Raw genomic sequence first — 14,171 nt, 5'->3', positions numbered from 1 at the left:
TCCGACGGCTGCTCCGGCATGTCAAATACAAGCCTTTTCCGGTAGCATGGGCGCCAGTTCAATCGCTCGGACCTGCCCATGACTGACCGCATCACCCTGACTCGCCCGGATGACTGGCATATTCACCTGCGCGATGGCGACCTGTTGCCGCATACCGTGCGCGATGCTGCCCGGGTATTTTCCCGCGCCATTATCATGCCGAACCTGGTGCCACCGGTTCGCGATGGTGTCGAAGCGGACGCCTACAAGGCGCGTATTCTGGCCGCACGCCCCCAGGGGTCAGGCTTTGACCCACTGATGGTGCTGTATCTTACCGACCAGACCACCCCCGAGATCATTCGACAGGCCAAATTGCAGGGCCAGGCAGTAGCAGCCAAGCTCTACCCTGCCGGGGCGACCACCAATTCGCAGTCCGGGGTTACCTCGCTGGACAATATCCAGCCGGCGCTGGAAGCCATGGCCGACGTGGGTATGCCGCTGCTGGTGCACGGCGAAGTCACACACAGTGATGTGGACATTTTCGACCGGGAAAAAGCCTTTATCGACCGTCATCTGGTGCAGGTAGTCGAGCGCCATCGGACCCTGCGCGTGGTGTTCGAGCATATTACAACCGCCGACGCCGTGGATTTCGTGCGTCAGGCTCCGGAACGGGTGGCAGCAACCATCACGGCCCACCACCTGCTGTTCAACCGCAACCATATGCTGGTTGGTGGCATCCGCCCGCATTACTATTGCCTGCCGATTCTCAAGCGCCAGCGCCACCAACAGGCACTCTGTGATGCGGTTGTATCCGGCTCGAACAAGTTCTTCCTCGGTACCGATTCGGCACCCCATGCCCGTCACGCCAAGGAAGCCGCCTGCGGCTGTGCCGGCTGCTACAGTGCGCACGCAGCGATCGAGTTGTATGCCGAGGTCTTTGACCAGCTTGGCGCACTGGACAAGCTGGAAGGCTTTGCCAGCTTCCATGGCCCGGACTTCTACCAGCTACCGCGCAACCGCGATCAGATCACCCTGGTCCGCGATGCCTGGATGGTGCCGGGCAGCCTGCCTTTGGGCGAACAAAACGTGGTGCCCTTGCGCGCCGGTGAATCCATCCATTGGCGTGTGCTGACAGCCTGAACCCCGTTTGAGGAATATCTGTGACTGCGTTTGACTTTGAAGCTGAACCACCCGCCCACGAGCCTGGCAAACCCAAGCCGCCGATGGCCTATCGCTTTCGTGGTTTTTTGCCGGTGGTGGTGGACGTGGAAACCGGCGGCTTCAATGCAGCGACCGACGCCCTGCTGGAAATTGCCGCCACGCCCATACTGATGGATGACGAGGGCATGGTCTACCCGGACGACACCAGCTTCTTCCGTGTGGAACCCTTTGCCGGCGCGAACATCGAAGCCGCTGCACTGGAGTTTACCGGGATCAAGCTGGACCACCCGCTACGCATGGCCGTCAGCGAACAGGAAGCACTCGGCGAGATCTTCAAGCAGGTACGCAAGGCGGTCAAATCCGCCGGATGCAAGCGTGCCGTGCTGGTTGGTCACAATGCCTTTTTCGATCTGGGTTTTCTCAATGCGGCGGTCGAACGCTGCGAGATCAAGCGCAATCCCTTCCATCCGTTTTCCTGCTTTGATACCGCTACCCTGGGTGGCCTGGCCTATGGGCAGACCGTGCTGGCCAAGGCCTGTGCTGCTGCGGGTATCGACTTTGACGGTCACGAAGCCCATTCGGCTCGCTATGACACGGAGAAGACCGCCGAGCTCTTCTGCGCCATCGTCAACCGTTGGCGCGAGATGGGTGGTTGGCCGCTGGACTGATTGCCTCCGGCAACTTGCCTGATCCGCAACTGGGGTTTATGTTCACTAGGGTGCAATGAGGGCTCGTGCTCGCTACCGGGCCAGCCCCACCCATTGAACAAGGAGCCTCACTGATGAAACGCACAACCCTCGCCGCTGTTTTTTCCGCCCTGCTGGGTGGCGCCCTGCTGAGTTCAACCCCGGCTGTCGCCGACCAGAAGTTCGTCACTATCGGCACCGGTGGCCAGCAAGGTGTTTATTACCGGGTCGGCCAGAGTGTTTGCCGCCTGGTCAACCGTGGTGCCAGCGAGCATGGCCTGCGCTGCAATGCACCGTCAACCGGCGGTTCGGTTGCCAACGTGAATACCATGCGCAATGAAAGCATGTATCTGGGTGTGGTGCAGTCGGATGTGCAATACCAGGCATCACAGGGCGTCGGCAATTTCGAGCAACAAGGTCCGATGGAAGAAATGCGTGCCCTGTTCTCACTGCACGGTGAGCCGCTGACCGTGGTCGCACGCAAGAGTGCGAACATCAACGAGCTGGCCGACCTTAAAGGCAAGCGAGTGAATATCGGCAACCCCGGATCGGGTCAGCGCAACACCATGGACGTGGTGATGCAGTACCTTGACTGGACCACCGATGACTTTGCTCTGGCCTCCGAGTTGACGGCCAATGAACAGGCTGCAGCGTTGGGTGACAACAATATCGATGCCATGGTCTATGTGGTTGGCCACCCCAACGGCTCGATTCAGGAAGCCACCACAACCGTCGATGCCAATCTGGTCAATGTGACGGGTGAGGCCATCGACCAGCTGGTGGAGAATTACCCTTACTACTCGCGCGCAACCATCCCCGGCGGCATGTACCGCGGCAATGATGACGATGTCGACACCTTCGGCGTCAGTGCCACCCTGGTAACGACTACTGCCACTGACGATGAAACCGTCTACCAGATCGTCAAGGCCGTGTTCGAGGACTTTGATCGTTTCCGTCGTCTGCATGATGCCTTTGCCAACCTGGAGCCGGAAAGCATGATCAAAGATGGCCTGAGCGCACCCCTGCATGACGGTGCCGTACGCTACTACAAGGAACGCGGCTGGATGTAAGTAGCCGGCAAGATGCTTTACGCCCCTCTGCGCCAGCCTGAAACACTGGCGCAGACTCTGACCGGGATTATCTGACCCATGGCCAAAACCGACAGCACGCGTCAGGCTGAACTGGATGCGCTGGTCGCCAGCGTCGAGTCAGGGCCGCGACAGCCCGCCGGGCTCGGCAAAGCCATTTTGTTGACCGTAGCCGCCGTCTGGTCACTGTTCCAGCTCTGGATTGCCTCACCCCTGCCCTACGTGTTCAGTATCGGCGTGTTCAACAGTACCGAAGCGCGCTCGATCCATCTCGCCTTTGCCGTATTTCTCGGTTTTATTGCCTTTCCGGCGTTGCGCCGTTCACCACGTCAGCACATCCCGCTGACCGACTGGCTGCTGGCCCTGGTTGCCAGCTTCTGCGCCGCCTATCTCTATCTGTTCTATCAGCAACTGGCCCAACGCCCCGGCGCACCGACCACCCTTGATGTCGTCGTCGCCCTGACCGGCCTGTTGTTGTTGCTGGAAGCCACCCGGCGCACCCTGGGCCCGCCACTGATGCTGGTTGCCCTGGTATTTCTGTTCTACTCCCTGCTGGGACCGCATATGCCGGGCATTCTGGCCCACCGTGGCGTTGGCTGGGAGTCGCTGGCCAACCACCACTGGCTGACTACCCAGGGCGTGTTCGGTATCGCCCTGGGTGTATCCACCAGTTTCGTATTTCTCTTCGTGCTCTTTGGCGCCCTGCTGGAAAAGGCCGGCGCCGGGAATTATTTCATCAAGGTGGCGTTTTCCCTGCTCGGGCATTATCGCGGCGGCCCGGCCAAAGCGGCCGTCGTAGCCTCCGGCATGACCGGCCTGATCTCCGGTTCCTCGATCGCCAACACGGTCACCACCGGTACCTTCACCATTCCCTTGATGAAGCGGGTCGGCTTCAGTGCGGAAAAGGCCGGTGCGGTCGAGGTGGCCTCCTCGGTCAATGGCCAGATCATGCCCCCGGTGATGGGGGCGGCGGCCTTCCTGATGGTCGAGTTCGTCGGCATCAGTTATGTCGAGGTCATCCGCCATGCCTTCTTGCCGGCGCTGATCTCCTATATCGCGCTGATCTATATCGTCCACCTTGAAGCCCTCAAGGCCGGCATGCAGGGCATTCCCAGCAGCAATCCGCCGCGCCCCCTGATACGCAAACTGATTGGTTTTCTGACCGGCCTGCTGTTGCTGATGGCCTTGTCTTTTGCGGTGTATTACGGCCTGGGTTGGCTCAAACCCTTGCTTGGCGCCCATGCCGGCTGGGTCGTGGCCGCCGCTCTGGCGCTGGCCTATATCGGCTTGTTGCGCCTGGCCGCGCAGGTTCCCGAGCTGACCCTGGACGATCCGAACAGTCCGATTGATGAATTGCCACAAACCCGACCCACAGTATTGGCCGGGTTGCATTTTTTGCTGCCGGTCGTGGTACTGGTCTGGTGCCTGATGGTTGAACGCCTGTCGCCCGGCCTCTCGGCCTTTTGGGCCACGGTATTCATGATAGGTATCATTCTGACCCAGCGGCCACTGACCGCGCTGTTTCGCGGTGACCGGCCATGTCGGGCAGCCGTGCGTCAGGGACTGGATGATTTTTTCCAGGGTCTGGTGACCGGCGCACGCAATATGATCGGCATCGGGATTGCCACGGCAACGGCCGGCATCATCGTCGGCGCCGTCGCCCAGACCGGCATTGGTCTGGTTCTGGCCGAAGTGGTGGAATGGCTGTCCATGGGGCATCTGCTGTTAATGCTGCTGCTCACCGCCATCCTCAGCCTGATCCTCGGTATGGGCCTGCCAACCACGGCCAACTACATTGTCGTCTCGGCCCTGCTTGCCCCGGTCATTGTCACCCTGGGGCAACAGAACGGCTTGCTGGTACCCCTGATAGCCGTGCACCTGTTCGTGTTCTATTTCGGTATCATGGCGGATGTGACGCCACCGGTCGGGCTGGCCTCCTTCGCCGCCTCGGCGGTGTCCGGCGGCGACCCGCTGCGTACCGGTTTTCAGGCCTTCTATTACAGCCTGCGTACCGCTGCCCTGCCCTTCCTGTTTATTTTCAATACCGACCTGTTGCTGATCGATGTCAGTTGGCTACACGGCATAATGATTTTTATCGTTGCCACTGCGGCCATGTTGATTTTCGCGGCGGCCACACAAGGCTGGTTTCTGGTACGCAGCCGCTGGTACGAGAGCCTCCTGCTTCTGCTGGTTGCCTTCACCCTGTTCCGGCCTGGCTACTGGATGGATCTGATTCATGACCCTTATCGTGAAGTGCCACCCAGCGAACTGTCCGCGGTCATGGACCGGATAGATCGTGACAATTACCTGCGGATGGAAATTGCTGGCGTAGATGAATTTGGTGATCCGCTACAGTTCTTTTTGCTGGTCCCCGTCCCCGACGGCAATAGTGGCCCCGAGCGTATGCACAACCTGGGGCTGGAACTGATTGAAGACGATGGCCGCATCATCGTCGACCAGGTGCGCTTCGGCAGCCTGGGGGAAGAATTGGGCTTTGACTGGGACCAGGAAATCGTTCAACTGCTTGCCCCCGTCGATCGCTGGCGCAAGGAATGGATGTGGCTACCCGGTCTGGCACTCCTGGCCCTGGTGGCTGGGCTACAATGGAAACGTCGCCGCCTGACCAGGCAAGGAGATTCTCATGCTCAATCATTTGCTGCTCCCCATTGATCTGCAGCACCCCAGTTCCTGGGAAACTGCCCTACCCACGGCCATTTCTCTGGCAAGACAGAATCACGCCCGACTGACACTACTGAGTGTCACACCGAATTTCGGTACCACACTGGTAGCCGGCTATTTCCCCAAAGATTTCGCCGAAGAAACGCGAAAAGCCCTGCACGACCGTCTGCAGGTATTTGTCGAAAACCACTTACCAGCCGACTTGCAGAGTGATTTTCTGGTTGCCGATGGCAAGGTCTGGGAAGCGATCCTGGGCAGTGCAGACAAGCTCGGCGTGGATCTGATTATCATGGCCTCGCACAAACGGCCAAAACTGGAGCGCATGTTGCTGGGTACCAATGCCATGCGAGTAGTGCAACAGGCACCGCAATCGGTGATGATCGTGCGCACCCCCCGGTGAGTGGGGTATCATCCGGCTCACAACATGAATTGACGACAATGGCGTCGCTCTCTGCCAGTCTCCGGACTGGCGGACGCGGCGTTTTTTATTGATGGAAACCCATGACTGATCACCACCAAACCCTACCCGCCAATCTCGCCTGGGTCGACGGCAGCGATGCTCCGGAAAAGAGCCTGCTGAATATCGGCTTTATGCCATTGACCGACTCTGCTTCGCTGATCGTGGCTGCCACTCAGGGTTTTGGCCAGCCCTACGGGCTGAGCCTGCAATTGCGTCGCCAGTCATCCTGGTCAGCTTTGCGCGACCGTTTGCTCAGTGGGGCACTGGATGCTGCTCAGGGTCTCTACGGGTTGTCATATGGGATACATCTGGGGCTGACCGCTCAGCAAACACCCATGGCGGTGCTCATGGGACTCAACCAGAACGGACAGAGCATTCAGCTATCACAGGCCTTGCTGGATGCTGGCGTTACCGATGGTGCCTCACTTGCGCGGCATATCCGGCAATCGCCACACCGGCTGACCCTGGCACATACCTTTCCCGGTGGCACCCACGCCATGTGGCTGTATTACTGGCTGGCAGCACATGGCATTCACCCCCTGCGCGATGTAGACATGCAGGTTGTGCCACCGGCAAGAATGGTCGAGCACATGCGAGCCGGCCGCATCGACGGTTTCTGCGCGGGTGAACCCTGGGGTGCCCAGGCGGTCAGCGAAGAACTAGGCTTTACCGTTGCCAGCAGCCAGGCTATCTGGCCGGATCATCCGGAAAAGGTGCTTACCTGCACGCAGACTTTCGTCGACCAGTATCCGAACACAGCCCGCGCCCTGATCATGGCCGTTCTGGATGCCAGCCGTTTTATCGATGCCGATGCCGCCAACCGCGAGAGCACAGCGCAATTGATCAGCGGCAATGCGTTTCTGGACACACCGGTAGCCACCTTGCTGCCGCGATTCCAGGGTGATTATGCCGATGGGCGTGGTCAACGATGGACTGATCAACATGCGTTGCGGTTTTTTGCTCAGGGCGAGGTCAACCCGCCCTACCTGTCAGATGGGCTGTGGTTCCTTACCCAGTTCCGCCGTTGGGGCTTGCTCAAGGAGGATCCGGACTACCTGGCTGTTGCGCAACAGGTACAGCAATTGGATCTTTACCGTGCAGCGGCCAGCGCACTGGATATATCCCTGCCCCCCAGCCCCCTGCGCGAAAGCCGGTTGTTCGATGGCAGCCTCTGGAATGGAGCGGACCCGGCCGCCTATGCCGACAGCTTTGCCCTGCATGCTCGCACCCCGTCGACCAGACCGGAGCAGGATTAAGCAATGCGTATTCTGCTGATCAATGATACCGAGAAAAAAGTCGGTCATCTGAAAACCGCACTGACCGAAGCCGGCTTCGATGTCGTCGCAGAATCAGGTCTGGCCATTGACCTGCCCGCGCGAGTAGCCGCCTGCACGCCAGACGTGGTACTGATTGATAGTGATTCACCTGGCCGTGACGTGATGGAGCAGGTCTGCCTGCTGACTCGAGACCAACCCCGCCCGATTGTGTTGTTTACCGATGACCATGATCCCGGGGTGATGCGCCAGGCAATCAGTTCCGGAGTCAGCGCCTATATTGTTGAAGGGGTCAACAGCGCTCGCTTGCAGCCCATTCTGGATGTGGCCATGGCACGCTTTGAAACCGACCAGCAGTACCGCGCGGAAATTCAGGCCCGAGAACAGCAATTGCATGAACGCAAACGCATCGAACAAGCCAAGGGCCTGTTGATGAACATGAAACAATGCACAGAACCCGAGGCGTACACCCTCATGCGCCGGCAGGCAATGAGCCGCCAACAGAAACTGATTGATGTCGCCGAGCAAATCATTGCCATGCAGGAGCTGCTGGGAGGCAGCGACGCGTAGCGCAGCAAGCGTCCTGCCACCCATGCTGTTAATGGCATGCTTCCTGCTTTACTTATGTCAGGCAGCCAACGGCGGTTGCTGACCAGACAACGACGTCACTCCCTGACCCGGACCAGTTCCGGGGAGGGGGGTGGCGTTTTTTTTTGCCGCAGTTTCACTGGCAAAAATGGCTGAAACCCCGACATTTCGTACTTTGAGGGATCTTGAATGAACAAAAGTTTCTGGCAGGCCGGCCATACCCCGACCTTGTTCGCCGCCTTTCTCTACTTCGACCTGAGTTTTATGGTCTGGTATTTACTCGGCCCTCTTGCGGTGCAGATCGCTACCGATCTGGATCTGAGCGCACAAGAACGGGGCATGATGGTCGCCACGCCCATCCTCGCTGGCGCCATACTGCGTTTGTTGCTTGGCTTTCTTGCAGACCGCACCTCACCCAAAACCGCCGGTATCTTTGGTCAGGTCGTGGTCATTGTTGCACTGCTGGCCACCTGGATACTCGGTATCAACAGTTACCACCAGGCGCTTCTGCTCGGCCTCGGCCTCGGCTTTGCCGGCGCCGCCTTTGCCGTAGCCCTGCCGCTGGCTTCACAGTGGTACCCCGCTGAACACCAGGGCAAAGCCATGGGCATCGCTGGCGCCGGCAATTCCGGCACCGTGCTGGCCGCTTTGTTTGCGCCCGGCCTGGCCTACCTGTTCGGCTGGCAAAATGTCTTCGGTCTGGCGCTGATTCCACTGGTGGCCACCCTGATCATTTTCATCCTGGTTGCACGCAACGCGCCACAACGCCCCAAGCCCAAGGCAGCCAAGGATTATCTGCTGGCATTGAACGACCGCGACAGCTGGTGGTTCATGTTTTTCTACAGCGTGACCTTTGGTGGTTTTATTGGTTTGGCCAGCGCCCTGCCCGGATATTTCAATGACCAGTACGGCCTGAACCCGGTGATTGCCGGTTATTACACCGCAGCCTGCGTGATGGCCGGTAGTTTTATGCGACCACTGGGTGGCGCACTGGCTGACCGTATCGGTGGTATTCGCTCACTGCTGTACATGTACGCAGTCGCAGCGTTCTGCATTGCGCTGGTTGGCTTGAATCTGAACAGCTCCTATGCGGCCCTGTCACTGTTCGTGATTGCCATGCTTGGCCTGGGTGCCGGCAACGGTGCTGTGTTCCAACTGGTTCCGCAACGCTTCTACCGTGAAATCGGCGTGATGACCGGCCTGATCGGTATGGCCGGCGGGGTTGGTGGATTCGTTCTGGCTGCCGGCCTTGGGGCCATCAAGGAACACACGGGAGAATATCAGCTCGGGCTGTGGTTGTTTGCGGCCCTGGGTATTCTGGCGCTGATTGGCCTGAGCAATATCAAACGTCGCTGGCGCACCACCTGGGGTTCGTCCTCAGCGACCTCGGCAAGGGTCTGATATGGGCCTGCAGATCCGCACAGACGAAGCCAGCGCCGCCGGCCCGCGCAAGGACAATCAGGACGCCCTGCGCGTGGCTACGCCAGCGCCTGCGCTGGCAACCAGCAAGGGGCATCTGGCGGCACTCGCCGACGGTGTCAGCCAGTGTCGCGATGGCGGCCTGGCCGCGCGGGCAACGCTGCAGGCCCTGGCGCTGGATTACTATTCAACACCGGAGACCTGGTCGGTTACCCAGTCACTGGAACGCCTGCTGAATGCCCACAATCGCTGGCTGCGTGCCAACGGCGGTGGCCAGCCCCTGCTGACCACCCTGAGCTGCCTGATTCTGCGTGGCCGGCGCTATACCCTGGCGCACATCGGTGATTGCCGGGTCTACCTGCTGCGTGATGGACGGCTGCAGCGCCTGACCCAGGAGCACGTATGGGAGCAGCCGGACATGCAGCATGTGCTCAAGCGCGCGATGGGTCTGGATGAGTACCCGCTGATTGATTATCTGGAAGGTGAGCTGGAAGCCGGTGATTGCTTCCTGTTGCTCAGTGACGGCGTCTGGGGACACCTCAGTGACAGTGACATTCTGTCCTGCCTGCACCACAGTGAACCCTGCAAGGAGCTGGTCAATAGCGCTTATGCGGCCGGCAGTGAAGACAATGCCAGCGCCTTGCTGGTCAGCCTTGACGCCCTGCCAACAGCCAACCTGGACGATGTGCTGGGGCCAGTGGATGACTATGCCGTGCCACCCAGGCTGAAAGCCGGCCAGACCTTTGAAGGCTGGCAGGTCCAGGGATTGGCACACAGCTCACAGCAATCACTGTGTTATCAGGTCTCGGATACCGCGGACCAGCCCTGGCTGTTGAAGACGTTACCGCCCAGTCAAGCCGATAACACCAAGGCCGGTCGTGAACTTCTGCAGGAGGAATGGTTCTTGCGCCGGGTTGCCAGCCAGTCGGTACCCGAGCTGCATCCGTTGCCCGAACGCAAGCACCTCTATCTGGTAATGCGTGATTATTCCGGTCGCACCCTGGCGGAAGCACGGGCCAGCGAAGGGCTCTGGTCGCTGGCACAACTGCAGCAGCGGGCCCCGGCCCTGATCCATGCCATGGGACTATTGCACCGACGCAACCTGATCCATCGTGACATCAAGCCAGACAATGTGCACATCGATAGCGATGGCACCCTGCGACTGCTGGATTTTGGTCTGGCCTGGTGTCCTGGGCTGACCGATTGGCAGCCTGGCTTGCCCGCCGGCACGCCGAGCTATATGGCGCCCGAGGTGTTTCAGGGTGCCGAACCCGACCCGCAGCAGGATATCTACAGCACCGGTGTCACCCTGTATTACCAACTGACCGGTCACTTTCCCTACGGTGAGATCGAAGCCTTCCAGCGTCCACGCTTTGGCCGCCCCACCCCACCCAGCCGCTACCGTCCGGACCTGCCCAACTGGGTGGACAACTGGCTACTGAAAGCGCTGGCGAAAGACCCTGAAGACCGCTACGAAACCGCCGAGGAATGGCTATTGGCGCTGGCACGTGGCGAAGACCTGCTGACACCAAAAAAACCGCTGATCGAGCGTGAACCGCTGCTGGTCTGGCGAACGCTGGCGCTGGTTTCGCTGAGCATCAATCTGCTCGCAGCCATCGTCTGGCTGTATTGAACCGGGCAGCCGCACCAGCGCGGTGCGGACTGCTTCATCAGGGTGCGACAAACTCGCTGACTGGCCATGCAAACCCTTGAATAATCAGAGCTTTGAAGTTGGCACAAAGTCTGCATTAGTACACTCAGCTAAGGCAGCTATTACATACAGTGCCATTGTCAACGGCGACAGTGCACTCCTGACTTGATCAGGAACCGGACAAAGGCGTCCTTACCGCGAGAGCGGTGGGGACGCCTTTTTTGTTATGCGCTCAAGACTATGGAGCTCAGGATGCAAAAGCTCAAATTGGTGATGGTAGGCAACGGCATGGCCGGGGTTCGTACCCTGGAAGAATTGCTCAAGCTGACGCCCGATATGTACGACATCACGGTGTTCGGGGCTGAACCGCACCCGAACTACAACCGCATCCTGCTTTCGCCGGTACTGGCTGGCGAGCAGAATTTCGAGGACATTATCCTCAACCCGCTGGACTGGTATGCCGACAATGGCATTACCCTGCACACAGGCCGCAAGATTGTAAAAATCGACCGCCGCAACTGCAAGGTGATTGCCGATGACGGCTCTGAAGCGGAATACGACCGCTTGTTGCTGGCGACCGGCTCCAACCCCTTTATGCTGCCGATCCCCGGCAACGACCTGGAGGGTGTAATCGGTTACCGTGATATTGCCGATACCCAACAGATGATGAACACCGCCAAGACGCACAAGCACGCGGTAGTCATCGGTGGTGGCCTGCTCGGTCTGGAGGCGGCGAATGGGCTGATGCTGCGTGGCATGGATGTGACCGTCGTGCATATCGGGGAATGGCTGCTGGAACGCCAGCTCGACCGCACTTCAGGTGAACTCCTGCAACAATCGCTGGAAGAGCGCGGCCTGAAGTTCATGCTGCCGCAATTCACCAGCGAGCTGCTGGATGACGGCAAGGGCCGGGTCAAGGCCGTACGTTTCAAGGATGGTAGCGAAGTACCGGCAGATCTGGTGGTCATGGCTGCCGGCATCCGGCCCAATACCGAACTGGCGGAAAGTGCGGGGCTTGCCTGCAACCGCGGCATTCTGGTCAGCGATACGCTGCAGACCTTTGATCCAAAAATCTACGCCATCGGCGAATGCGCCAGCCACCGGGGTATCGCCTACGGGCTGGTTGCCCCCTTGTTTGAGCAAGCCAAGGTCTGTGCCAATCATCTGGCCATGCTCGGCTATGGTCGCTACGAAGGCTCGGTCACCTCGACCAAGTTGAAGGTAACCGGCGTCGACCTGTTTTCTGCCGGCGACTTTATGGGTGATGAAGACAGTGAGGAGATCACCCTCTCCGACCCCATTGGCGGTGTCTACAAGAAACTGGTGATTCGGGACAACGTGCTGGTTGGCGCCTGCATGTATGGCGATACTGCCGATGGCGGCTGGTATTTCCGCATGATCAAGAACAACCAGAATGTCAGCGAGATCCGTGATCATCTGATGTTCGGGGAAAATGCCATCGGCGATACGGGTCACCAGGGCCAGAACAAGGCCGCCAACATGCCCGATGACATGGAAGTCTGTGGCTGTAACGGGGTGTGCAAAGGCACCATCGTTAAAACCATTCAGGAACACGGGTTGTTCAGTGTTGATGATGTCAAACAGCACACCAAGGCGGGTAGCTCCTGCGGCTCCTGCGTCGGACTGGTCGAGCAGATTGTGCTGAATACCGTGGGTGGTGCGGCGGATGTGAAGCCGAAGAGCGACCGTCCGGTGTGTGGTTGCACTGATCTGAACCATGGCCAGGTGCGCAAGGCCATCCGCGAAAACCATCTGACCAGCATTCCCGAGGCCATGGCCTTTATGGAGTGGCGCACGCCCAACGGCTGTGCGACCTGCCGCCCGGCGATCAACTACTACCTGATTTCCACCTGGCCCGGCGAGGCCAAGGATGATCCGCAGTCGCGCTTTATCAATGAACGGGCGCACGCGAACATCCAGAAAGATGGCACCTATTCGGTGGTGCCGCGCATGTGGGGTGGAGTCACCAATGCGTCCGAGCTGCGCCGGATTGCCGATGTGGCCGACAAGTACCAGGTGCCCATGGTCAAGGTGACCGGGGGCCAGCGTATCGACCTGTTGGGTATCAAGAAGGAAGACCTGCCCAGCGTGTGGAAGGATCTGGATATGCCTTCCGGGCATGCCTATGGCAAGTCGATCCGCACGGTCAAAACCTGTGTGGGTAGCGAGTTCTGCCGCTTCGGTACACAAAATTCGACGCAGATGGGTATCGATCTGGAGCATGCCTTGTTCAATATGTGGTCGCCGCACAAGGTCAAGCTGGCGGTCTCGGGTTGCCCGCGCAACTGTGCCGAGTCGGGTATCAAGGATATCGGCATCATCGGCGTGGATTCCGGCTGGGAACTCTATATCGGCGGTAACGGCGGGATCAAGACCGAGGCCGGTGAGTTCTTCGTCAAGGTAAAAACCGAGGACGAGGTGATGGAATATTCGCTGGCGTTCCTGCAACTCTACCGTGAAGAGGCCTTCTACCTGGAGCGTACGGTGCATTATCTGCACCGCGTCGGTATGGAGCACATCAAGCAGGGTGTGCTGGCCGATCCGGAGCGGCGCAAGGCGCTGCATGAGCGGCTGTTGTTCTCGCTGTCGTTCGAGCAGGACCCGTGGAAGGAGCGCATCGAGAAGGAAGAGTTGAAGCAGGAATTCCGCCGTATTGCGGTACAGCAGCTGGATGAGGTGAACGCATGAACTGGTTGGATATCTGTGCTCTGGAAGAGATCCCGCAACTGGGCTCACGGGTGATCAATGGCCCCAAAGGGGATATTGCGCTGTTTCGCACCAGTGCGGATGAGGTGTTTGCTCTGGATGACCGCTGCCCGCACAAGGGCGGGCCACTGTCGCAGGGGATTATCTATGGCAAGCAGGTGGCCTGCCCGCTGCACAACTGGCAAATCCAGCTGGAAAGCGGTGAAGCGGTCGCGCCGGATGTTGGCTGTGCCCACAGCTACCCCGTGCGCGTTGAGGATGGGCGGGTGCAGTTGGCGCTGGACAAGGTACGGGAGTCGGCTTGATGGCTAAATGGGAAACACAGATTAAACCGGGTTCGGTGCGGGCGTCATTGGGTACGACCTGCTCTGGACACGCTGTGAACCCATCCCTGGGCGCTCGACGATGCCCGTCCAGGGCATCGACGGTCCAGAGCAGGTCGTACCCAACGCCGCTTGC

Annotated in this window: 11 protein-coding genes; all 11 read left to right on the top strand. The window is 59.4% G+C overall.

What is annotated here, in order from left to right:
• Nucleotides 1–78 precede the first annotated feature (78 nt).
• Nucleotides 79–1,119, top strand: coding sequence for a dihydroorotase (pyrC, locus tag BLU07_RS05915; RefSeq protein WP_092385088.1), 1,041 nt, complete (start codon nucleotides 79–81; stop codon nucleotides 1,117–1,119).
• 83 nt (nucleotides 1,120–1,202) lie between these two features.
• Nucleotides 1,203–1,808, top strand: a complete 606-nt coding sequence (gene rnt, locus BLU07_RS05910; protein WP_092389616.1) for a ribonuclease T — start codon at nucleotides 1,203–1,205, stop codon at nucleotides 1,806–1,808.
• A gap of 113 nt (nucleotides 1,809–1,921) precedes the next feature.
• Complete coding sequence (locus tag BLU07_RS05905) at nucleotides 1,922–2,896, top strand: TAXI family TRAP transporter solute-binding subunit (protein ID WP_092385086.1); 975 nt, start codon at nucleotides 1,922–1,924, stop codon at nucleotides 2,894–2,896.
• A 78-nt stretch (nucleotides 2,897–2,974) separates the two neighbouring features.
• Nucleotides 2,975–5,584: a TRAP transporter permease gene (locus BLU07_RS05900; RefSeq protein WP_092385084.1), complete on the top strand. Its 2,610-nt coding sequence runs from the start codon at nucleotides 2,975–2,977 to the stop codon at nucleotides 5,582–5,584.
• Entirely contained in the window at nucleotides 5,556–5,993 is a 438-nt protein-coding gene (locus tag BLU07_RS05895) for a universal stress protein (protein ID WP_092385082.1), read from the top strand. Before BLU07_RS05900 ends, BLU07_RS05895 begins: the two co-directional genes overlap by 29 nt.
• Nucleotides 5,994–6,094: 101 nt before the next feature.
• Complete coding sequence (locus tag BLU07_RS05890; RefSeq protein WP_092385080.1) at nucleotides 6,095–7,309, top strand: CmpA/NrtA family ABC transporter substrate-binding protein; 1,215 nt, start codon at nucleotides 6,095–6,097, stop codon at nucleotides 7,307–7,309.
• A 3-nt stretch (nucleotides 7,310–7,312) separates the two neighbouring features.
• Nucleotides 7,313–7,897: an ANTAR domain-containing response regulator gene (locus BLU07_RS05885; protein WP_092385078.1), complete on the top strand. Its 585-nt coding sequence runs from the start codon at nucleotides 7,313–7,315 to the stop codon at nucleotides 7,895–7,897.
• A 207-nt stretch (nucleotides 7,898–8,104) separates the two neighbouring features.
• A complete protein-coding gene (locus BLU07_RS05880) occupies nucleotides 8,105–9,316 on the top strand; it encodes a nitrate/nitrite transporter (protein WP_092385076.1) in 1,212 nt (403 codons plus the stop codon).
• 1 nt (nucleotide 9,317) lies between these two features.
• Nucleotides 9,318–10,967, top strand: coding sequence for a bifunctional protein-serine/threonine kinase/phosphatase (locus BLU07_RS05875; RefSeq protein WP_092385074.1), 1,650 nt, complete (start codon nucleotides 9,318–9,320; stop codon nucleotides 10,965–10,967).
• Between the two features lie 270 nt (nucleotides 10,968–11,237).
• Nucleotides 11,238–13,694 (top strand): nitrite reductase large subunit NirB, encoded by a 2,457-nt coding sequence (gene nirB, locus BLU07_RS05870; protein ID WP_092385072.1) that lies wholly within the window; start codon nucleotides 11,238–11,240, stop codon nucleotides 13,692–13,694.
• Nucleotides 13,691–14,017: a nitrite reductase small subunit NirD gene (nirD, locus tag BLU07_RS05865; protein WP_092385070.1), complete on the top strand. Its 327-nt coding sequence runs from the start codon at nucleotides 13,691–13,693 to the stop codon at nucleotides 14,015–14,017. Before nirB ends, nirD begins: the two co-directional genes overlap by 4 nt.
• Nucleotides 14,018–14,171: the final 154 nt, after the last annotated feature.

Origin of the sequence: Halopseudomonas salegens (genome assembly GCF_900105655.1) — a bacterium.
GTDB lineage: Bacteria > Pseudomonadota > Gammaproteobacteria > Pseudomonadales > Pseudomonadaceae > Halopseudomonas > Halopseudomonas salegens.
The sequence above is the reverse complement of the archived record's forward strand: the minus strand, read 5'-3'. Positions and strand labels throughout refer to the sequence as shown.